The organism is Achromobacter sp. Marseille-Q4962, assembly GCF_943737005.1.
In the GTDB taxonomy this organism is placed as follows: Bacteria; Pseudomonadota; Gammaproteobacteria; order Burkholderiales; family Burkholderiaceae_B; genus Achromobacter.
Map to the genome: position 1 here is coordinate 1 of NZ_CALSFU010000042.1, position 20,590 is coordinate 20,590.

Below are 20,590 nucleotides of genomic sequence, written 5' to 3' on the forward strand. Positions count from 1 at the left end.
GTTGGTGATCACCCCCACCAGATTGCCGCGCGCCGTGTAGCGAAACACGTTCGACGGGTCCGACACGATCTCCTCGCACGCCGCCGCCACACCCGGCGAGTACGCCAGCGCCAGGTCGCGCTGGTTGGAAAGCTGCTTGGTGGGCGTGACGGAGATTTTGCCGGGGCGGCCGGACTCATGGTATTCGAGGGCGGCTTTGCGAAAATTGGCGTCCATGGCGGAAGGGAACAGACTCAAGACATAAAGGAGCGGCAATTCTATTCCCATGCCCGGCCTTTCGGATACGGCAGATATGCCGGGGCCGGATCGGCGCGCTTATTTACAAAATGTCTCTATTGCACACAAAGCCGGGAAAGAGGCCGCCGGGGTCGAACAGCGATTTGATGCGCCCGTCCCGCGCCGAAACGGCGGCGGGCCGCTCAGCGCCCGGCGCCGCCGCGGCGGCCGGCGGACGCAGCACGGCGCCGGCCACCCAGGCCAGGGTGCCGCCATGGCCCAGCAGCAGGTGGGCCAGATTGACCCCGGCCGGCGCCTGCGGCCGCAATGCGTCGAGCCGGTAGCGCCCGTCATGGGGACCGGATGCCGCCAGTTGGAACAGCGCCGGCGCCAGGCGCTGCACCGTGGCCGTGCGCAAGGGCCGCACATCGTTCTCGCCGAAGGCGCCCAGGGTTTCGCGGGCGCCGTCGGCCAGCAGCGCCTCCACCTCGGCCAGCCCCGACGCCGCGGTGCGGCCCTCCGGCCAGGGCGCGGGAGCCGCCAGCCATTGCGCCAGCATCAGATCGCCGGGCGCGTCCGCGAACTGCGCCAGGCCGGCGCGCGCAAGCGCCCCCGCGCACACCCCGGGCTGCGCGCGCCAGCCCTGCCCGTCCGGCAGCGCCTCCAGCGCGTCGAGCAGGCGCGGATCCACGCGCAGCACCGGCTTGCCGTCCACGGCATGCGGCCCGGGCGCACCCGCCAGGGCGAGGGTCACGCCCCGCTCGGCGCACAGGGCGCGGGCGCGCGCCACATCGGTTTCGTCGCAGGGCGTCAGCAGGGCCGACGGCGGCCCGCCGCCGGCGGCGCCCGGCCCGACCGCGCCCCGGCAGCGCAACGCCAGGTCTTCCAGGAACACCGTCCACGGGTCGCGGACCGGCCTGCGGCCCAGCAGAAAAGCGCGCCGCGATGGCTGCATGACTACAATCCCCTTTTCGCTTCAAACGCTTCGAGATTCAAATGCCCCGCCTTGCCCATCGCACCCATGATTTCCTGACATTCCAGGTTGTAGAACTCTTCAAGCAGGCGCAGGCGCTGCAGACGGCGGGCAAGGACATCATCAGCCTGGGCATCGGCGAACCGGACTTTACCGCGCCGCCCCAGGTCGTGGAAGCGCTCGAACGCGCCGCCGCCGCGGGCCTGAGCGGCTACAGCCCCCCGGCCGGCCTGACCGCGCTGCGCGAAGCCATTGCCGCGTTCTACCATGAGCAGTTCGGCGCCCGCATCGACCCGGCCCGTGTCATCGTGACGGCGGGCGCGTCCGGCGCGCTCACCCTGGCCTGCGCCGCCCTGGTCAACACCGGCGGCGAAGTGCTGATGCCCGACCCCTCCTATCCGGCCAACAGCAATTTCGTGCTGGCCGCGGGCGGCGTGCCCAGGCTGATTCCCAGCACGGCGGAAAAGCGCTTCCAGCTCAGCGCGCACGACGTGGCCGAGCACTGGGCGCCCGCCACCCAGGGCGTGCTGGTCGCCTCGCCGAGCAACCCCACCGGCACCTCCATCGACCACGGCGAACTGGCCGAACTGCTGGCGCAGGTGCGCGCGCGCGAGGGTTTCGCCATCGTGGACGAAATCTACCTGGGCCTGTCGTACGAAGGGCAGCCGCGCTCGGCGCTGACGCTGGACGACGACATCATCGTCATCAACAGCTTCTCCAAGTATTTCCACATGACGGGCTGGCGCCTGGGCTGGATGATCGTGCCCGAAGACATGATCGCCCCGGTGGAGAAAATCGCCGCCAGCCTGGCGATCTGCGCGCCGACCCTGGCCCAGCATGCCGCGCTGGCGTGCTTCGCCCCCGATGCGCTGCGCACGTTCGAGCACCGCCGCGAAGCGTTCAAGCAGCGCCGCGACTACCTCTTGCCGGAATTCGAGCGCCTGGGCCTGCGCGTGCCGGTCAAGCCGGACGGGGCCTTCTATATTTATGCGGACATCGGCGGCCTGGGCACGGACAGCGCCGCCTTCTCGCAACGCCTGCTGCTCGAAGCCGGCGTGGCCGCGGTGCCGGGCCTGGATTTCGGCCCCGCGCACGGCCGCCACACCATGCGCTTTTCCTATGCGACCGGCCTGGACCGCCTCGAAGAGGCGGTGGCCCGCATGGGAAGACTGCTGCAGCGGTAAGCGGGGGAAGGCGGGCGGGAACCCGCCCGGGCCCGGCGCGTCAGTCGCGCGCCAGGGCGATGCCCGAGGCCAGGGCCAGGCGGCGGCGCTCGGCCTGCACCTTGGCGCCGTAGCCGTTGTCGTTGGGGCCGGTGGCCCCCACGTAGCAGGCCAGGCCGCCATCGACCGAACCGCGCCGGCTGATGCAGTCTTTCAGGATGGTCGCGCCCACGCGGATGTTGGCGCTGGGGTCCAGCGGGTTCTTGCCCAGGTCGTCGAACTTGTCCTGGTGCACGCTGGTCATGACCTGCATCAGGCCCTGGGCCCCCACATGGCTTTCGGCCAGCGGGTTGTAGCGCGACTCGATGGCGATCACCGCCAGCAGCAGCAGCGGGTCGAGCTGTTTTTCGCGCCCGACCTTGTACACGGTGTTCAGCAATGGGCCGGTGGCGTCATAGGCCACCTTGTACTTGCGCGAAATATAGTTGCGCAGGGCTTCGGTCTGCGCGCCGCTGGCCGCCGAGGCGGTTTTCTTGGGCGCGGGCACGGCCACGCGCGCCGGCCCCAGAATGCCGGTGGCATTGCTGGCGGGCGCTTCGGGCACGGCCATCGCGATGGCCGACGAGCTGTCGAAACCGGGCTCGACGCCCATGTCGGCATCGGAACCCAGGGAAGAAGGCGCTAGGGCGGTCAACAAGGCTTTGTGCACCTGCAATGCCTGGTCGCGCAAACCGGGCAAGGCGAACCCCATGCTCACCGTGACAATTACCGCGATACCCAGGTATACCGAGCAGATGCGCAGGAATTCGGCAAGATAGTGGTGCACTCCTTGGGCCATGCCTCGGAACAGGCGGGCCACTGACGCATCGGGCATGGAAACCTCCTGCGTAAAAAAGAGGGAGTCAATGTTAACCTCTCTTCCTCCCCAAAATGTAACCAAATCGCCGGGATCTGTAGTGAAATACCGCGACCTTAGAGACTTCATCGCCCAACTCGAACAGCGCGGCGAGCTCAAGCGCATCGCCGCGCCCGTATCCACGCGGCTCGAAATGACCGAGATTTCGGACCGTGTGCTGCGCGCCGGCGGCCCCGCCCTGCTGTTCGAGCACGCCACGCACGACGGCCGCCGCGCGGAGATGCCGGTGCTGGCCAACCTGTTCGGCACGCCCGCGCGCGTGGCGCGCGGCATGGGCGCCGACGAGGTGGGCGCGCTGCGCGACATCGGCGAGCTGCTGGCCTCGCTGCGCGAGCCCGAGGCTCCCCGGGGGCTGCGCGACGCGCTGGCCAAAGTATCCATGCTGAAGTCCGCGCTCTGGGACATGAGCCCCAAGACCGTCAAGAACCCCGCCTGCCAGGAAATCGTCTGGGAAGGCCAGGACGTGGACCTCGCGCGCCTGCCCATCCAGATGTGCTGGCCGGGCGACGTGGCGCCGCTGCTCACCTGGGGGCTGGTGATCACGCGCGGCCCCAACGCCCGCCGCCAGAACCTGGGCATCTACCGCCAGCAGCTGCTGGGCCGCAACAAGCTCATCATGCGCTGGCTGTCGCACCGCGGCGGCGCGCTCGATTTCCGCGACCACGCGCTGGCGCACCCCGGCACGCCCTTCCCCATCGCGGTGGCGCTGGGCGCGGATCCGGCCACCACGCTGGGCGCGGTCACGCCGGTGCCCGACAGCCTGTCCGAATACCAGTTCGCCGGCCTGCTGCGCGGCTCGCGCACCGAAGTGGCGCAGGCGCTGGGCAGCAAGCTCTCGGTGCCCGCCTGGGCCGAGATCGTGCTTGAAGGCCATCTGCTGCCCGCCGGCGACCCGCGCGCCGTCGCGCCGACGGTGCCCGAGGGTGTGAGCCCGCCGCCGGACACCGGCTACGAGATGGCGCTCGAAGGCCCCTATGGCGACCACACCGGCTACTACAACGAGCAGGACTGGTTCCCGGTGTTTACGGTCGACCGCATCACCATGCGGCGCAACCCCATTTACCACTCCACCTATACGGGCAAGCCGCCCGACGAGCCCGCCGTGCTGGGCGTGGCGCTCAACGAGGTGTTCGTGCCGCTGCTGCGCCGCCAGCTTCCGGAAATCGTGGACTTCTACCTGCCGCCGGAAGGCTGCAGCTACCGCCTGGCGGTGGTGTCGATCCGCAAACAGTACGCGGGTCACGCCAAGCGCGTGATGTTCGGGCTGTGGAGCATTCTGCGGCAGTTCATGTACACGAAGTTCATCGTGGTGGTGGACGAGGACGTGAACGTGCGCGACTGGAAGGAAGTCGTCTGGGCCATGACCACCCGCATGGACCCGGTGCGCGACACCCTGCTGGTGGAGAACACGCCCATCGACTACCTGGACTTCGCCTCGCCGGTCTCGGGACTGGGCGGCAAGATGGGCCTGGACGCCACCAACAAATGGCCGGGCGAGACCCAGCGCGAATGGGGCACGCCCATCGCCATGGACGCCGGCGTGCGCAAGCGGGTGGACGAGATGTGGGGGCGGCTGGGGCTGTAGACGCGCGGGCCGCATGGGCAGGCGGACGCATGCGCGGCCCGCCCGCGCTCAGGCGTCCTGCAGTTCCGTTTCCATGCGGCGCGGACGCTTCTTGCGGAGGTTGCCGGCGCCCTGGCGCGGCGTTGCCCCGGCGGGCAGATAGGGCAGCACGTCTTCGCGGCGCAGCGCCGCGCATCCCGAGCCGTCGCGCGACGACGCGGCCAGCGGCCGGGCGCACAACAGAAACACCTCGCCCAGCGCGAAGCGTTGGTAGCCGCGCACCGTCACGCCCGCCGCGCCCCGGACCTCGTCCGGCGCCAGTCCGGCCGCCCGCGCCGCCGCCGCGGCGTCCGCCCCGCGCAGCAGGTAATGGCGGGGCCGCTCGTCGTAGATGCCGGCGTTTTTCAGAACCAGCGGCACATAGCTGCCCAGCATGACGAGCAGCCAGAATATCGTGGTGAATACGATGGCCCCGCTTCCCAAAAGCGAGGCAACCCCGCCCTCGATCCGGGCGGGCCCCAGCATACGGAAAATCGGCGCCAAGCCCATTGCCAACACCGTCAAGATGGCCAGGATTGCCGGCAACCACATGCTGCTCAGTTTCAGGGGCTGCAGCAGCCAGAACATGACGAGCATCGCCGGCACACTGGCCAGCGCCAGCACGACGCCCCACAGGGCGACCATGCCGAACGCCGCGCGGTCGGACAGCCCCCATTCCCGCGCCACCGCGCGGCGGCACGCGGCCGCCGACAGCAGCAGCACGGCCGCGGATGCCAGCAACGGATAGCGCCATCCGAGCGTCTCGTCCCGGTCCACGATCAGCACAGCCAGCAGCGCCAGCCACGCCACCCCCAGCCCCATGACCAGTGCGCTGGACGCGCGCAGCCGGCGCCCGGAAAGCTTGCGCGCGGCGGGAGCGCAGAAGATCAGGAACAGGATGGCGGGCGCCGCCACGGCCGCCGCGACCGCCATGGGCACCAGCAGGCCGACGCCCAGCACCAGGACGAGCCCCAGCGCCTGCCAGGACAGCACGGCCTGCGCGTAGAGGCTGGTCCAGCCGGCATCGAACAGGTGGAACCACAACGCCAGCGCCGGCAGCGCCAGCGAAAGCGCCAGCGCGATCCGCCGGCCCTCGCTGCCGCGCAGCCAGTCCCACCCCGGAAACGGCGTTGCCGCCGCGAGCCGCGGCCGCTGCCCGGAAGACGCCCGATGAAAGCCCGCGAAAGAACCCGCCCTGAACCGCCGACGCGAAGCGCGCATGATGCCGAAACCCTTCTGTCTGAACAATAAAGAATGAGATTCATTCTTGCATATTCAGGGACGGAAAGGGGGAATGTCCTGCGATGCCGCGCCCGCCGGTCCGCGGCGCACCAAAGAAAAATCCCCACCCGGCGCACCGGATGGGGATCGGGACCGATCCGGCCGCAAGCCCGTCTCAGCGGGCCGAAGAAGGCGGGTCGTCCGACCCGCGCCACATCCTGTACAACTGCCAGCCCACGAACAGCCCGCCCGCGACCTTGAGCAGCTTGGACCGCTTGCCGCCGCCCATGAAGAGCGCGGACAGCGAGGAACTGATGATGGGGTAGCGGCGGGCCAGGCTGATGGCCTGCAGCGCCAGGCGGGAAGCCGCCCCGCCCCCGCCGCCCAGGCCCGGAATGAAGCTCTTGAGCAGCGCGGCGGGCTCGAGCCGGCGGCCGGCCGCCGCCAGGCCCTGCGCCAGCGATTCGCGCTCGATGGCGGCGCGGGCGCGCAGCAGTTCGATGCGCACGGCGCGGTCGACGGTGGGAGAACGCTTGTTCATTCGATGCCTCCCGCGCGCCGCGCCCGGGCGTTGTCGTCGTCTTCGTCCTGCGCTTCGCGCACGCGGTCGAGCAGCTCCGCGTCGCGGCCCAGCTCTTCCAGCGTGGCCGCGAAAGGCGGGGGGCCGTAGAGCAGCCCATGGCGCACCGCCAGCAGCAGCGCCAGGCCCAGCAGGCCGTAGAACGCCGCCAGCAGGCCCAGGGCCAGGTAGCGGTTCTCGGTGGGCCAGAACGCCACCGCGATGCATACGGTGAACACCAGCACCGCCAGCGTCAGGAACAGCAGGGCGGCAAACGCCATGCCCAGCAGCTTGAGCAGGCGCGCCTTCTCGCCCGCGGCTTCCAGAGCCAGCAGTTCGAGGCGCGTGCGAAACAGCCCGACCAGGCTGGACGCCACGCCGAATACCGATTTGCGCAGACCCATGCGTGCAAAGAACGCCGGGCGGGGAACCCAGGATCCGGCCTGCGCTCCCCGCCCGGACGTCCGGCCCGTCAGCGGCGGCTGATCAGCAAGCCGAGCAGCAGGCCGGTCACGCCCGCGATGCCGATGGCTTGCCAGGGATTGTCATGCACGTAGTCGTCCGTGGCGCGGGCGGCCTTGCGGCCGCGCTCCAGAACGGCGTCCTGGGCCTCGTAAAGCGCTTCCCGCGTGCGCTTGAGCGAGGTCATCGCGCGTTCGCGCAGCTCGGCGGCCTTTTCGCCGGTGCTGCTCGCAGCCTCGCGCAGCAGGCTTTCCGCATCGTTGAGGCTGGTCTTGACACTGTCGATCAGTTTTTCCTTAGCGACTTCTTCGGATTTTCTCGTGGCCATGCTTTGAGCTCCTGTTTGTATGCCAATGACGAATTCATCATACCAGCCGCCCCACGGACGGCACGATGCGCTTGCTACCGTGTGCTACTTGATTTGCGTGATCTCAACCGCGGACTTGATTCCTCCCTGGTCGATGTCCTGTTTCATGACCAGATTCACGGCGGGGCAATACCAGTCGGTGACGGTGGTGTTCAACCCCGGAATGGGCAGCGTCAGCCCCTGGAACGTGGCCATGGTCGGATCCGAATTGCGCGTATAGCGGATGGGGTGGCAGCTCAGCTTGCCCAGCGCGGTCTGCAGCGGCGTCTTCTGGCCCACGGTCTTTTCGCCGATGCGCACCGTGGTGGCGGGCTGCCCGCCCACGGGCGCGTCCTTGCCGATCTTGAGGCGGAACGAGGATCCGGGCAGCTTCTGGCCGGCATCGAGCCTGCCGTCGTAGGCGAAAAGACCCAGCATGCGCAGGTCGAACTGGCCTTCGGACGGCTTGGGCGCCTCGCCGGCCTCGGCGTAGCGCACGAAGGTGGCCTGGCCCCCCTTGACCGTCATGAGGTAGTCCAGGCGCGACTTGCCCGGGGGCAGGCCCGCATAGCTGAATGTCGCCACGCCCTGCACGCGCGCGCGGCAGTTGTCGCCATTGCTTTTTGTAACCTCGGCGAAGCTCAGGTCGGCCCCCAGGGCCAGGTTGCCGGAACCCTTGAGCTGCACCGCGCCGCCGTCGTGCATGAACCTGGCGTCGCACACGCCGGCCTGCGCCGCGCCGGCGCCCAGCGCGCCCGCCAACGCGAAAATGTACATCGATGCCAACACACTACGCCGCGCCACTCGTCACTCCTGTCATTGCGGGTTCGCGCGGCGGACCCCGCCGCGCGTCGTGGCTTGATACTACACCGGCGCGCCCCGGGCCGCGCGGGCCCGGAGCGCGCATTGCAAATAAATTGCAGATATAAGGAATAAAGAAATCGGCCGTTGTGGGAATGTAGGCCAGTCCCTATCATCGACCGACATTGTGACGGGCTCGCCCGAGGCTGGCGTTCATGAAGCTATTCCCCTTGTTTACCGATCTGCACGACCGGCTCGTCCTGGTGGTGGGCGGCGGCGCGGTCGCCGAACGCAAGGCCCAGGCCCTGCTCGAGGCCGGCGCGCGCGTGCGCGTGGGCGCGCCCGAACTGACCTCCGCCCTGGCCGGGCTGCGGAACCAGGGCCGGGTGGAACACCTGGCGGGCCGCTTCGAGCCCGCCTGGCTGGACGGCGCCTGGCTGGCCGTGGCCGCCACCGGCGACCGCGAAGTCAACGCCGCCGTCTCGGAAGCGGCCCGGGCGCGCCGGCTGTTCTGCAACGTGGTGGACGACCCGGAGCTGTCTTCGTTCCAGGTGCCGTCCATCGTGGACCGCTCTCCTCTCATCGTCGCCATTTCCTCGTCCGGCGTGGCGCCGGTGCTGGCGCGCCGCCTGCGCGAGCGCATCGAATCGCTGTTCGACCACAGCCTGGGTCCCCTGGCGGCGCTGGCCGCGCGCTACCGCGCCCGCATCCGCGCGGCCCATCCCGACCTGGGCGCGCGCCGCCGTTTCTACGACTGGCTGATGGACGGCCCGGTCGCCGCCCTGCTGCGCCAGCAGCGGCCCGCCCAGGCCGAAACCGCGCTCGACCAGGCGCTGGCCCGTCCCGAACCCGCGCCCGAGGGCAGCGTGGCGCTGGTGGGCGCAGGCCCGGGCGACCCCGGCCTGCTCACGCTCAAGGCGCTGCGCGCCCTGAACGAGGCGGACATCATCCTGCACGACCGTCTGGTGAGCGACGAGGTGCTCGCGCTGGCGCGGCGCGATGCCGAGCGCGTGTCCGTCGGCAAGCGCCCCGGAGAAGACCACAATGCCACCCAGGCCCGCATCCACGCGCTGCTGATCGAGCACGCCCGCGCGGGCCGCCGCGTGGTGCGGCTCAAGGGCGGCGACGCTTTCATCTTCGGGCGCGGCGGCGAAGAGCTGCAGGCGCTGCGCGAGGCGGGCGTGCGCTACGAAGTGGTGCCGGGCGTGACGGCCGCCCTGGCCTGTGCGGCCTACGCGGGCGTGCCGCTCACGCACCGCGAGCATGCGCAGTCGGTCAGCCTGGTCACGGCGCACTGCCGCGACGACGACAACGACCTCGACTGGCCGGCGCTGGCCCGCGCGAAACAGACGCTGGCGTTCTATATGGGGGTGTCGCAGCTCGAATTGCTGTCGGCCCGGCTGATCGCGCATGGCCGCTCGCCGCGCACCCCCTTCGCGCTCATCGAAAACGGCAGCCGGCCCGGCCAGCGCGTACTGAGCGGGCCGCTCGAGCGCCTGCCGGCCCTGGCCGACGCCCACGGCATCCGCGCCCCGGCGCTGCTCATCGTGGGCGAAGTGGCCGCCCTGGCGCCGGACCTGCACTGGTACGGCCAGATGCTGGAAGGCGCGCCGCAGCCGGCGGCCGCCTGACCCCCGCGGCTCAGTCGGTTTTCTGCGTGGTGCCGAAAATGCGGTCGCCCGCGTCGCCCAGGCCCGGCACGATGTAGCCATGCTCGTTCAGGCCCTCGTCGATGGACGCGGTATAGATGTGGACGTCGGGGTGTTTGCCCAGCACCGCGTCTATGCCCACCGGCGCGGCCACCAGGACGAGCGCGCGCACTTCCTTGCAGCCGGCCTTCTTGAGCAGGTCGATGGCGGCCACCATGGAGCCGCCCGTGGCCAGCATGGGATCGACGATCAGGGCCAGGCGCTGGTCCAGCTCGCCGACCAGGCGCTCCAGGTAGGTGTGCGCCTCCAGGGTTTCTTCGTTGCGGGCCACGCCCACCACGCTCACCTTGGCCCCCGGGATCAGGCTGAGCACGCCGTCCAGCATGCCGATGCCGGCGCGCAAAATGGGCACCACGGTGACTTTCTTGCCGGCGATCTTCTCGACCTGCACCGGCCCGCACCAGCCCTCGGCCACCGACGATTCCAGCGGGAAATCCTTGGTGGCCTCGTAGGTCAGCAGGGCGCCGACTTCCTGGGACAGTTCTCGAAAGCTCTTGGTGCTGAGGTCGGCGCGCCGCATGATGCCGAGCTTGTGGCGGATCAGCGGATGACGGATTTCGTGCACGGGCATGTGCGTAAATCTCCAGAATCAGATGAAAAATCGGGGGGTTTTCACCTCGGGCGCGCAGACCGCGCCCGAGCATCGTAAACGGTTTGCCGCAAATTGTTTATTGTTCGGCCAGCCAGGCGATGAGCGCGTCGTCGAACGGCCGCACCGCCGCGGCCTGCTCGCTGTTGACGATGCTGACCACCACGTAGCGCTTGCCGCTGGCGCCCAGCACATAGCCGGCGATGGCGCGCACGTCCCGCAGGGATCCGGTCTTGAGGTGGGCCATGCCCTGGGCGCCGTCGCCCCTGAGGCGTCGGCGCACCGTGCCGTCCACCCCCGCGATGGCGAAAGACGACATGTATTCGGGCATGAAGGGCGAATTCCAGGCCACGGTCAGCAGCGAGGCCAGGCTGTCGGCCGACACCCGCGCCTCGCGCGACAGGCCCGCGCCGTTGTCGATGACCAGTTCCGGCATGTCCAGCCCCTGGCGCGCCAGCAGGTCCTTGGCCACGGCCTCGCTGCTGGCCACGGTGGCCGGACGCCGGCCGCGCTCGGCGCCCAGGGTCAGCAGCAGGGTGCGCGCCATGACGTTGTTGCTGCGCTTGTTGATCTGCCGGATGGCCTCGGCCAGCGTGGGCGATTCGTGCGAGGCCAGCACCACGGCATCGCCCGGCACCACGCCCGGGCGGACCTGGCCCTTGAAGGTGCCGCCCAGTTCCTTCCAGAGCAGCCGGAACACTTCGGTGGCGTACTCGGGCTGCGAGAGCGCCAGGCGGTACAGGCTGAACTCGCCGCAGGAGCCCGCCACCTTGCCGCTCACGCGCAGGGACACGCCCTGCTGGGTGATGACCGGATCGGTATTGACCACCGGCGGCCCCGGGCAGCGCGCGTCGCTCCATTCGACCTTGCCTTCGATGCGCAGGCCCGGCAGCGGCGGGTCGATGATGGGCACCCATTTGCCGGCGGCGGAATCCGGCGAGAACAGCAGGCGCACGGCGCCGAAGCCCACCATCAGGGCGTCGGGGCTGGCGTTGTAGGCCCGGTCGGGCGCGCCGTCGAAGGCGCCGGGATCGATGCTCACCTGCCCGAAAATGCTGCGGTCGATGACGAGGTCGTTGATCTGCTTGACCCCGCGCAGCCGCAATTCGCGCAACAGGGTCCAGAGGTCTTGCAGCAATAGCTGGGGATCGCCGCCCGCGCGCAGGTAGAGCGGCCCCGGCAGCGCGCCCCGCGCGTCGGGCCGGGCGCCGGGCTCGGCCAGGAATTCCGTGCGCCAGACGTAATTGGGCCCCAGCTCCGACAGCGCGGCCCAGGTGGTCACGAGCTTCATGACGGACGCGGGGTTGCGCGGCTCCTTGGCGTTCAGGGCCACCAGGCGCTGGCCGCCGATCTCCTGCACCACCAGGGAGAGGGAGCTGTCGGGCAGCCTGGTCGATTTCCAGGCGCTCACGAGCTGCGGCGGCAGGCCCGGTATCTGCGCCGCCGCCAGCGAAGACGCCGCCGCCAGCAACCCGCCGGCCAGCCACCGCTTCAGCCTGCCTGCCCGCCCACGCTTCCGTCCCGTCATGCCCTGCACCACCTTGCCGTATCCGCCCGCAAAACCGAGAGCATACAAAACCTGCGCCGCTTGCGGGCGGCGGCCGCCCCGCCGGGGCCTTTACAATACGCGCTGGCCGCCGGGCCGCCCCGCTCGTCCGCCTGGCCCGCCGCCCCCATCCGTCTTCCTATCCGCCGTCCTATCCGCGTGACCCGTTCCTTTACCGTTTCCGATTTCGATTACGCGCTGCCGCCCGAGCTGATCGCGCAGACGCCCGCCCCCGAGCGCACCGGCAGCCGCCTGCTGCGCCTGGACGCCGCGGGCGCGCTGCACGACCTCCGGTTCGCCGACCTGCCCGGCCTGCTGCGCCCGGACGACCTGCTGGTCTTCAACGACACCCGCGTCATCAAGGCGCGCCTGGGCGGCCACAAGGCCACCGGCGGCAAGGTCGAGGTGCTGGTCGAGCGCATCACCGGGCCCGACCGGGCGCTGGCCCACGTGCGCGCGAGCAAGACCCCCGGCCCGGGCATGAGGCTGCGCCTGGCCGACGCCTTCGACGCGGTGGTGCTGGGCCGCGACGGCGAGCTGTTCGACCTGCGCTTCCCCGCCCCGGTGCTGGACCTGCTGGAAGCGCACGGCGCCACGCCGCTGCCGCCCTACATCACCCACGCCGCCGACGCCGGCGACGAAGAACGCTACCAGACCGTCTACGCGCGCGAGCCCGGCGCCGTGGCCGCCCCCACCGCCGGCCTGCATTTCGACGAGGCCACGCTGGAGCGGCTGGCCGGGCTGGGCATCGCCCGCGCCTTCGTCACCCTGCACGTGGGCGCCGGCACCTTCCAGCCGGTGCGCGTGCAGAACCTGGCCGACCACGTCATGCACGCGGAGTGGTACACCGTGCCCCAAGCCACGGTGGACGCCATCGCCGCCGCGCGCGCGCGCGGCGGGCGCGTGGTGGCCGTGGGCACCACCAGCGTGAGGGCGCTGGAATCGGCCGCCGCCCAGGCCGAAGCGCGCCACGGCCCCGGCGCCCCGCTGGCCGCCGCCCAGGGCGACACCCGGCTCTTCATCACGCCAGGCTATCGCTACCGCGTCATCGACGCCCTGGTCACCAACTTCCACCTGCCCCAGTCGACCCTGCTGATGCTGGTGTCGGCGCTGGCCGGCATCGAGCCGATCCGCCGCGCCTACGCCCACGCCGTGGCCCAGCGCTACCGCTTCTTCAGCTACGGCGACGCCATGTTCATCGAATCCCCCGCCTCCGCCCCCGCCCCATGACCGGACTGAATTTCGAACTGCTCGCCACCGACGGCGGCGCCCGCCGCGGCCGCATCACGCTGAACCATGGCGTGGTGGAAACGCCCATCTTCATGCCCGTGGGCACCTACGGCAGCGTCAAGGCCATGCTGCCGCACGAACTGAAGGAGATCGGCGCGCAGATCGTGCTGGGCAACACCTTCCACCTGTGGCTGCGTCCCGGCACGCGGATCATGGAAAAGCACGGCGGCCTGCACGGCTTCATGCAATGGGACAAGCCCATACTCACGGATTCGGGCGGGTTCCAGGTCTTCAGCCTGCAGGGCATGCGCAAGATCACCGAAGAAGGCGTGAAGTTCGCCTCGCCCATCGACGGCGCCCGGCTCTTTCTCACGCCCGAGGAATCCATGCGCATCCAGCGCTCGCTGAACTCCGACATCGTGATGGTGTTCGACGAGTGCACGCCCTATGAAATCGACGGCCGGCCGGCCACGCTGGAAGAGGCGGCGCGCTCCATGCGCATGTCGCTGCGCTGGGCGCGCCGCTCGCGCGAGGAATTCGACCGCCTGGAAAATCCCAACGCGCTTTTCGGCATCGTCCAGGGCGGCATGTACGAGTCGCTGCGCGACGAATCGCTGGCCGGGCTCAAAGATATCGGCTTTCACGGCTACGCCATCGGCGGGCTGTCGGTAGGCGAGCCCAAGGAAGACATGCAGCGCATCCTGGCCCACGTGGCCCCGCGCCTGCCGGAACGCGCCCCGCGCTACCTCATGGGCGTGGGCACGCCGGAAGACCTGGTCGAGGGCGTGAGCCGGGGCGTGGACATGTTCGACTGCGTCATGCCCACCCGCAACGCGCGCAATGGCTGGCTCTTCACCCGCTACGGCGACATCAAGATCCGCAACGCCAAGTACCGCGACGACACCCGCCCCCTGGACCCGGCCTGCGCCTGCCACACCTGCCGGCATTTCTCGCGCGCCTACCTGCATCACCTGCAGCGCGCCAACGAAATCACCGGCGCCCGGCTCAATACGCTGCACAACCTGCACTTCTACCTGACCCTCATGCAGGAAATGCGCGAGGCCATCGCCGCCGGCCGCTTCCAGGCCTGGCGCGAGCAATTCGCCGCCGACCGCGCGCGCGGGGTCGAATAGGCGGACGCCCGCGAGGGCGGCCCCCGCAAGGGCGGCCCGTCGGCCCGCGCCTCTCCCCTCGCCGAGAACCTCGCTACAATAGTCGGCTTGCCCTATCCATGGCTCGCGCGGGGATGGGCACGTAGACCGCAAGAGAAAACACCACGCGGCATCAATCCCCAACACAGACTTACAACGCAGGAGAGAATTTCATGTCCGCTATCGATACCGCCAGCCTCGTCGTGGCTCAGGCTGCCGCCCCCGAAGGCGGCGCGCTGATGGGCATGCTGCCCATCATTCTGATGTTCGTGATCCTCTACTTCCTGATGATCCGTCCCCAGATGAAGCGCCAGAAGGAGCATCGCAACCTGCTGGCCGCCCTGGCCAAGGGCGACGAAGTCGTCACCGCCGGCGGCCTGCTGGGCAAGGTCACGAAGGTCAGCGACAGCTACGTGACCGTCGAGGTTTCGGAGCTGGCCGACAAGCCGGTCGAAGTCATCATGCAGAAGTCGTCGGTGTCGACGGTGCTGCCCAAGGGAACCATCAAGGCCCTGTAAGCGTCCCACGGAGCCGCGGGCGCCACATCGCCCCGCCCCGTGCGTCGCCCATGCGTCGCCGATGCGCCGCCCTTACTCCGCCCTTACTCCGCCCGCCGCCATCGTCCCATGCCGGACCGGCCACGGGCGGTTCCCTCTCAATCTGACATGAAGTAGCCGGCAATGAACCGCTATCCTCTCTGGAAATACATTACGGTCCTGGTTGCGGTCGTTATCGGCCTGCTGTATACGCTTCCGAATTTCTACGGCGAATCGCCCGCCGTGCAGGTTTCCAGCGCGAAGGCCACCATCAAGGTCGAGCCCTCGATGCTGCCGCAGGTCGAACAGATTCTGGCCGACGCCAAGATTCCCGCCGACAGCGTGTACTACGAGCAGAACGGCACGCTGGGCACCCTACGCGCGCGCTTTCCGTCCACCGACGTCCAGCTCCAGGCGCGCGACCTGCTGGACAAGTCCCTGAACACGGTGCCGGGCGACCCGCACTACACCGTGGCGCTCAACCTGCTGCCCGCCTCGCCCACCTGGATGCGCGCGCTGGGCTGGTTCGAGCCCAAGCCCATGTATCTGGGCCTGGACCTGCGCGGCGGCGTGCACTTCCTGCTGCAGGTGGACATGCAGGGCGCCCTGACCGCCCGCTACGACTCGCTGGCCGCCGACGTGCGCACCGTGCTGCGCGACCAGAAGGTCAACGTGGCCGGCGTGGAGCGCTCGGGCCTGAGCGTGGCCGCCGCCTTCGCCAGCGCCGACGACCGCGACCGCGCCGTCGCCACGCTGCGCACCCGGCTGCCCGACCTCGAATTCACCGACCGCGAAGAAAACGGCAAGCCCATGCTGATCGGCGCGCTGAGCCCCGCGGCCATCACCCGCGTGCAGGACTCCGCCCTCAAGCAGAACATCAGCACGCTGCACAACCGCATCAACGAGCTGGGCGTGGCCGAACCCGTCATCCAGCAGCAGGGCTCGGACCGCATCGTGGTGCAGCTGCCCGGCGTGCAGGACGTGGCCAAGGCCAAGGAACTGCTGGGCCGCACCGCCACGCTCGAGATCCGCATGGTGGACGATTCGCCGGCCGCCCAGGCCGCGCTGCTGGGCGGCACCGTGCCCTTCGGACTCGAGCGCTACACCGACCGCGACGGCCGTCCGCTGCTGGTGCGCCGCCAGGTGCTGCTCACCGGCGAGAACCTCCAGGACGCCCAGCCCGGCCGCGACACGCAGACCCAGCAGCCCGCCGTGCACCTCACGCTGGACGCCAAGGGCGCGCGCATCTTCCGCGACGTCACCCGCGACAACGTCGGCAAACGCATGGCCATCCTGCTGTTCGAGAACGGCAAGGGCGAAGTGGTCACGGCGCCCGTGATCCGCAGCGAAATCGCCGGCGGCCAGGTGCAGATCTCCGGCAGCATGACCGCCGAGGAAGCCGCCGACACGGCGCTGCTGCTGCGCGCCGGCGCGCTGGCCGCGCCCATGTCCATCATCGAGGAACGCACCATCGGCCCGAGCCTGGGCGCGGACAACATCGCCAAGGGCTTCGACTCCACGCTGTACGGCTTCCTGGCCATCGCGGTGTTCATCATCCTGTACTACCACCTGTTCGGGGTGTTCTCGACCATCGGCCTCACCTTCAACGTGCTGCTGCTGCTGGCGCTGCTGTCCATGCTGCAGGCCACGCTGACGCTGCCGGGCATCGCGGCCATCGCGCTGACGCTGGGCATGGCCATCGACTCCAACGTGCTCATCAACGAGCGCATCCGCGAGGAACTGCGCGCCGGCGCCACGCCGCAGCAGGCCATCCACCACGGTTTCGAGCGCGCCTGGGGCACGATCTTCGACTCCAACCTGACCACGCTGATCGTGGGCCTGGCGCTGCTGGCCTTCGGTTCGGGTCCGATCCGCGGTTTCGCGGTGGTCCACTGCCTGGGCATCCTGACCTCGATGTTCTCGTCCGTCGTGGGCGTGCGCGCGCTGGCCAACCTCTGGTACGGCCGCAAGAAGAAGCTCGCCTCGATCTCCATCGGCGAAGTCTGGAAACCCAAGGCGAACTGAACCGCAGGGGCGGCCGGAGCCCGGTTCCCGGCCGCCCGCACTGAATAAAAGCGAAGGCGAAACATGGAATTTTTCCGTATTCACCGCACCATCCCGTTCATGCGCCACGCGCTGGTGCTGAACATCATCAGCCTCGTGACCTTCGTCGCGGCGGTGTTCTTCATCGTCACGCGCGGCTTCCACCTGTCGATCGAATTCACCGGCGGCACGGTCATGGAAGTGAGCTACGCCCACACCGCCCAGCTCGAGACGGTGCGCGGCACGGTGTCTCGGCTCGGCTATTCCGACTTCCAGGTGCAGAACTTCGGCACCTCCCGCGACGTCATGATCCGCCTGCCGCTGGCCGAGGGCCAGACCTCGGCCACGCAGAGCGAAACCGTGATGAACGCGCTGAAGGCCGCCGACTCCACCGTGGAGCTGCGGCGCGTGGAGTTCGTCGGCCCGCAGGTCGGCCAGGAACTGCTGCACAACGGCCTGATGGCCCTGCTGGTGGTGGTGATCGGCATCATGGTCTACCTGGGCTTCCGCTTCGAATGGAAGTTCGCCGTGGCGGGCGTCATCGCCAACCTGCACGACGTGGTCATCATCCTGGGCTTCTTCGCCTTCTTCCAGTGGGAGTTCTCGCTGTCGGTGCTGGCCGGCGTGCTTGCCGTGCTGGGCTACTCCGTGAATGAATCCGTGGTCATCATGGACCGGATCCGCGAGAACTTCCGCAAGTACCGCAAGGCCGACGTGCAGGAAGTCATCAACAGCGCCATCACCCAGACCATCTCGCGCACCATCATCACGCACGGCTCCACGCAGATGATGGTGCTGTCCATGCTGTTCTTCGGCGGCCCCACGCTGCACTACTTCGCCATGGCGCTCACCATCGGCATCTGGTTCGGCATCTATTCCTCGGTGTTCGTCGCCGCCGCGCTGGCCATGTGGATGGGCGTCAAGCGCGAAGACCTGGTCAAGCCCGCCAAGAAGGAAACCGAGGGCGAAGTGGCCTGACCCGGCCGCCTTCCTCCTCTTTCCGACCAAGCCGCGGCCCCGTCCGCGGCTTTGTTTTGCGCGCCGCCGGCCGCTTTGGCTACCATAGGCGCATCATGGCACTCGCGATCGATCATCTCGTCGTGGCCGCGCCCGACCTCGAAAGCGGCGCGGCCCACGTCGCCCGGACGCTGGGCGTCGCGCCCGCCGCCGGCGGCGCGCACCCCCGCATGGGCACCCACAACCGCCTGCTCGGCATGGCCGGCGGCATCTACCTGGAAGTCATCGCCATCGACCCGGACGCGCCGCCGCCGCAGCGCCCGCGCTGGTTCGGCCTGGACAGCGCAGCCATGCGCGCCCGGCTGCGCGAGGGTCCGTTCCTGGCGCACTGGGTGGCCCGGGCAGACGCGCAGGCCGGTCTTTCCGAATGGCAGGCCCGCCATCCGGACCGGCTGGCGCCGGTCATCCCCATGACGCGCGGCGAACTGCGCTGGCGGCTCACCGTGCCCGACGACGGCAGCCTGCCCGCATGGGCGCAAGACGGCCGCGCGGCCGGCGACGGCGTCTTTCCCACGCTGATCCAATGGGACGTGCGCCCCACGCCGGCCGATACCTTGCCGCGCGCGCCGCTATCGCTGCGGCGCCTGCGCGCCGGCCACCCGGACGCGGCGCTGCTGCGCGCGGGCCTGGACTGGCTGGGCGGCGCCGGCCTCATCGAACTGGAAACCGCCGACGGGCCGCCCTGGCTCGCCGCACAGATAGAAACCCCCGGCGGCGTGAAAACGCTGCGCTGATGCAGGCCGGGCCGCGCAGCGCCCCGCCGCCCGGACCTTCCTTTCTTCCGGAGTAGACAAGCATGCCCAGCACCCGCAAATGGTTCGACGACGACGCCTATCTGGCGCAATGCGAGGCGACCGTCCTGGCCGCCGGCCCGGACGGCATCGAGCTTGACGCCACCGTCTGCTATGCCCGCAGCGGCGGCCAGGCCGGCGACACCGGCACCCTGACCCTGGCCGACGGCGCCGTGCTGACGCTGACCGACACCGTCTACGCCGACGACCGCCAGCGCATCCTGCACCAGGTCGAGGGCGAGCGCCTGCCGCGGCCCGGCGAGCGCGTCGCCGTGGCCATCGACTGGGCGCGCCGGCACCGCCTGATGCGGCTGCATACCTGTCTGCACTTGCTGGGCTCGCTGGTGCCCGCGCCCGTGACCGGCTGCGGCATCTCGCCGGACTCGGCGCGCATCGATTTCGACCTGCCCGAATCCACGCTGGACAAGGACGACCTCACCGCGCGGCTCAACGCGCTCATCCGCGCCGCCACGGCCCTGAAAACCACGCTGATCACGCCCGAGGAACTGGCGCGCGAACCGGACCTGGTGCGCACCATCGGCGCAGCGCCGCCCGCCGGCACGGCGCGCATCCGCATCGTGGAGATTCCCGGCGTGGACCGCCAGCCCTGCGGCGGCACCCACGTGGCCAACACCGCCGAGATCGGCGAAGTAGTGGTGACCAGGATCGAGAAGAAAAGCCGCAGCAACCGGCGCGTGGTGCTGCGGTTCGCCTGACGCTCGGCTCAGGCGCCGGGGCGCAGCTGGTCGCGGACCAGGCGCACCCAGAAGCTGCCGGCGGCCAGGATGAGCTCGTCGTTGAAGTCGTAGCCGGCGTTGTGCAGGTTCGGCCCGGCGCCCGCGCCCATGTTGATGTAGCACGAGGGCACGCGCTGGGCGATGAAGGCGAAATCGTCGGCGGCGAGAATGGGCGGATGCCCGGCCACCACCATGTCGGGGCCGAACAGCCGCGCCGCCGTATCGCGCGCGGCGAGCGCGGGCGCCTCGGCGTTGACCAGCACCGGATAGCTGTGCCCTGCCGTCTCCACCCGAGCCCGCACGCCGAAGCTGGCCGCCTGCCCTTGCACGATGTCGCCTACCCGGTCCAGGATCATGCGGCGCTGCGCCTCGTCCAGCGCGCGCACCGACAGCTTCATTTCCAGCTCGCCCGGAATGACGTTGTAGTTGGTTCCGGCATGGATGCTGGTCAGGCTGACCGCGGCGCTGTCGAAAGGGTTGGTATTGCGCGAGACAATGGTCTGCAGCGCGGCGATGATGCCGCCGGCCGCCACGATGGGGTCGGCCACGAACTGCGGCGACGCGGCATGCCCGCCTCGGCCCGTCACCACGATGCGCAGGCTGTCCACCGAGGCCATGACCGGCCCGATGCCGATGCTCATCTGGCCGAAGCGCAGCGTAGGGGTGGGATAGTTGTGCAGCGCGTAGACCGCCTCGCACGGCGCCACATCCAGCAAGCCGTCCTCCAGCATGGCGAGCGCGCCCGCGCCGCCCTCCTCGGCCGGCTGGAAAATCAGGTGCAGCGTGCCGGAGAAGTCGCGGGTACGGGCCAGCTCGCGCGCGGCGGCCAGCAGGGTCGCGGTATGACCGTCGTGCCCGCAGGCGTGCATCACGCCCGGCCGGCTGCTGGCGTGCGCGCACCCGCTGGCCTCGTCGATGGGCAGGGCGTCCATGTCGGCGCGCAGCCCGATGGCGCGCCCGCCCCTGCCCATCGACGAGGCC

The 20,590-nt window shown here is 69.8% G+C and carries 20 protein-coding genes and 1 pseudogene; 10 read left to right on the forward strand and 11 right to left on the reverse strand.

Annotated features, from left to right (window positions below; all coding sequences use genetic code 11):
* Both NGJ44_RS21900 and NGJ44_RS21905 read right to left on the reverse strand, forming a co-directional pair.
* Window positions 1–216 (reverse strand): annotated as a pseudogene (locus tag NGJ44_RS21900) (hypothetical protein); the annotation flags it as partial.
* A gap of 103 nt (window positions 217–319) precedes the next feature.
* The gene (locus NGJ44_RS21905) at window positions 320–1,171 is read right to left on the reverse strand and encodes an FAD-binding protein (RefSeq protein ID WP_251865784.1); all 852 of its coding nucleotides are present in this window, start codon (window positions 1,169–1,171) and stop codon (window positions 320–322) included.
* Between the two features lie 41 nt (window positions 1,172–1,212).
* On the opposite strand from NGJ44_RS21905, the gene NGJ44_RS21910 reads away from it, so the two are divergent.
* Window positions 1,213–2,373: a pyridoxal phosphate-dependent aminotransferase gene (locus NGJ44_RS21910; protein WP_251865786.1), complete on the forward strand. Its 1,161-nt coding sequence runs from the start codon at window positions 1,213–1,215 to the stop codon at window positions 2,371–2,373.
* Window positions 2,374–2,413: 40 nt separating this feature from the next.
* Here NGJ44_RS21910 and NGJ44_RS21915 read toward each other — a convergent pair whose 3' ends face one another.
* Window positions 2,414–3,226: a lytic transglycosylase domain-containing protein gene (locus tag NGJ44_RS21915; RefSeq protein WP_053245869.1), complete on the reverse strand. Its 813-nt coding sequence runs from the start codon at window positions 3,224–3,226 to the stop codon at window positions 2,414–2,416.
* Between the two features lie 82 nt (window positions 3,227–3,308).
* Between NGJ44_RS21915 and NGJ44_RS21920 the strand changes: the two genes are divergently transcribed.
* A complete protein-coding gene (locus tag NGJ44_RS21920; protein WP_251865788.1) occupies window positions 3,309–4,853 on the forward strand; it encodes a UbiD family decarboxylase in 1,545 nt (514 codons plus the stop codon).
* Between the two features lie 48 nt (window positions 4,854–4,901).
* Here the strand turns inward: NGJ44_RS21920 and NGJ44_RS21925 are convergent, their stop codons facing one another.
* From NGJ44_RS21925 to NGJ44_RS21945, 5 genes are all read right to left on the reverse strand, one after another.
* Window positions 4,902–6,092: a hypothetical protein gene (locus NGJ44_RS21925; RefSeq protein ID WP_251865789.1), complete on the reverse strand. Its 1,191-nt coding sequence runs from the start codon at window positions 6,090–6,092 to the stop codon at window positions 4,902–4,904.
* A gap of 175 nt (window positions 6,093–6,267) precedes the next feature.
* The gene (locus NGJ44_RS21930) at window positions 6,268–6,633 is read right to left on the reverse strand and encodes a hypothetical protein (protein WP_251865791.1); all 366 of its coding nucleotides are present in this window, start codon (window positions 6,631–6,633) and stop codon (window positions 6,268–6,270) included.
* Window positions 6,630–7,055: a phage holin family protein gene (locus NGJ44_RS21935; RefSeq protein WP_251865793.1), complete on the reverse strand. Its 426-nt coding sequence runs from the start codon at window positions 7,053–7,055 to the stop codon at window positions 6,630–6,632. Before NGJ44_RS21935 ends, NGJ44_RS21930 begins: the two co-directional genes overlap by 4 nt.
* Window positions 7,056–7,123: 68 nt before the next feature.
* Window positions 7,124–7,441: an ElaB/YgaM/YqjD family protein gene (locus NGJ44_RS21940; protein ID WP_251865795.1), complete on the reverse strand. Its 318-nt coding sequence runs from the start codon at window positions 7,439–7,441 to the stop codon at window positions 7,124–7,126.
* An 84-nt stretch (window positions 7,442–7,525) separates the two neighbouring features.
* Window positions 7,526–8,236 carry a hypothetical protein gene (locus NGJ44_RS21945; RefSeq protein ID WP_251865813.1) on the reverse strand — a complete coding sequence of 237 codons (711 nt, stop codon included), beginning with the start codon at window positions 8,234–8,236 and terminating at the stop codon, window positions 7,526–7,528.
* Window positions 8,237–8,475: 239 nt separating this feature from the next.
* Between NGJ44_RS21945 and cysG the strand changes: the two genes are divergently transcribed.
* Window positions 8,476–9,891: a siroheme synthase CysG gene (gene cysG / locus NGJ44_RS21950; RefSeq protein WP_251865797.1), complete on the forward strand. Its 1,416-nt coding sequence runs from the start codon at window positions 8,476–8,478 to the stop codon at window positions 9,889–9,891.
* Window positions 9,892–9,901: 10 nt separating this feature from the next.
* On the opposite strand, the gene upp is transcribed toward cysG, so the two are convergent.
* Together upp and dacB are read right to left on the reverse strand one after the other, a co-directional pair.
* On the reverse strand, window positions 9,902–10,540 hold the full coding sequence (upp, locus tag NGJ44_RS21955; protein WP_251865799.1) for a uracil phosphoribosyltransferase: 639 nt from the start codon (window positions 10,538–10,540) through the stop codon (window positions 9,902–9,904).
* A gap of 97 nt (window positions 10,541–10,637) precedes the next feature.
* The gene (gene dacB / locus NGJ44_RS21960) at window positions 10,638–12,086 is read right to left on the reverse strand and encodes a D-alanyl-D-alanine carboxypeptidase/D-alanyl-D-alanine endopeptidase (RefSeq protein ID WP_251865801.1); all 1,449 of its coding nucleotides are present in this window, start codon (window positions 12,084–12,086) and stop codon (window positions 10,638–10,640) included.
* 177 nt (window positions 12,087–12,263) lie between these two features.
* Between dacB and queA the strand changes: the two genes are divergently transcribed.
* The 7 genes from queA (at window position 12,264) to NGJ44_RS21995 (ending at window position 19,588) form a co-directional block, all read left to right on the forward strand.
* Window positions 12,264–13,334, forward strand: coding sequence for a tRNA preQ1(34) S-adenosylmethionine ribosyltransferase-isomerase QueA (queA, locus tag NGJ44_RS21965; protein ID WP_251865803.1), 1,071 nt, complete (start codon window positions 12,264–12,266; stop codon window positions 13,332–13,334).
* Window positions 13,331–14,467 (forward strand): tRNA guanosine(34) transglycosylase Tgt, encoded by a 1,137-nt coding sequence (gene tgt / locus NGJ44_RS21970; protein ID WP_251865805.1) that lies wholly within the window; start codon window positions 13,331–13,333, stop codon window positions 14,465–14,467. The genes queA and tgt overlap by 4 nt, the downstream gene beginning before the upstream one ends.
* Before the next feature lie 191 nt (window positions 14,468–14,658).
* Window positions 14,659–15,003, forward strand: coding sequence for a preprotein translocase subunit YajC (gene yajC, locus NGJ44_RS21975; protein WP_053245866.1), 345 nt, complete (start codon window positions 14,659–14,661; stop codon window positions 15,001–15,003).
* Between the two features lie 162 nt (window positions 15,004–15,165).
* Window positions 15,166–17,046 carry a protein translocase subunit SecD gene (gene secD / locus NGJ44_RS21980; RefSeq protein WP_053245867.1) on the forward strand — a complete coding sequence of 627 codons (1,881 nt, stop codon included), beginning with the start codon at window positions 15,166–15,168 and terminating at the stop codon, window positions 17,044–17,046.
* 63 nt (window positions 17,047–17,109) lie between these two features.
* Window positions 17,110–18,042: a protein translocase subunit SecF gene (gene secF, locus NGJ44_RS21985; RefSeq protein WP_053245868.1), complete on the forward strand. Its 933-nt coding sequence runs from the start codon at window positions 17,110–17,112 to the stop codon at window positions 18,040–18,042.
* A gap of 95 nt (window positions 18,043–18,137) precedes the next feature.
* Window positions 18,138–18,815 carry a VOC family protein gene (locus NGJ44_RS21990; RefSeq protein ID WP_251865807.1) on the forward strand — a complete coding sequence of 226 codons (678 nt, stop codon included), beginning with the start codon at window positions 18,138–18,140 and terminating at the stop codon, window positions 18,813–18,815.
* A 62-nt stretch (window positions 18,816–18,877) separates the two neighbouring features.
* Complete coding sequence (locus NGJ44_RS21995) at window positions 18,878–19,588, forward strand: alanyl-tRNA editing protein (RefSeq protein WP_251865809.1); 711 nt, start codon at window positions 18,878–18,880, stop codon at window positions 19,586–19,588.
* Between the two features lie 8 nt (window positions 19,589–19,596).
* On the opposite strand, the gene NGJ44_RS22000 is transcribed toward NGJ44_RS21995, so the two are convergent.
* A partial coding sequence (locus NGJ44_RS22000) for an amidohydrolase (RefSeq protein WP_251865811.1) occupies window positions 19,597–20,590 on the reverse strand: 994 nt, incomplete at its 5' end.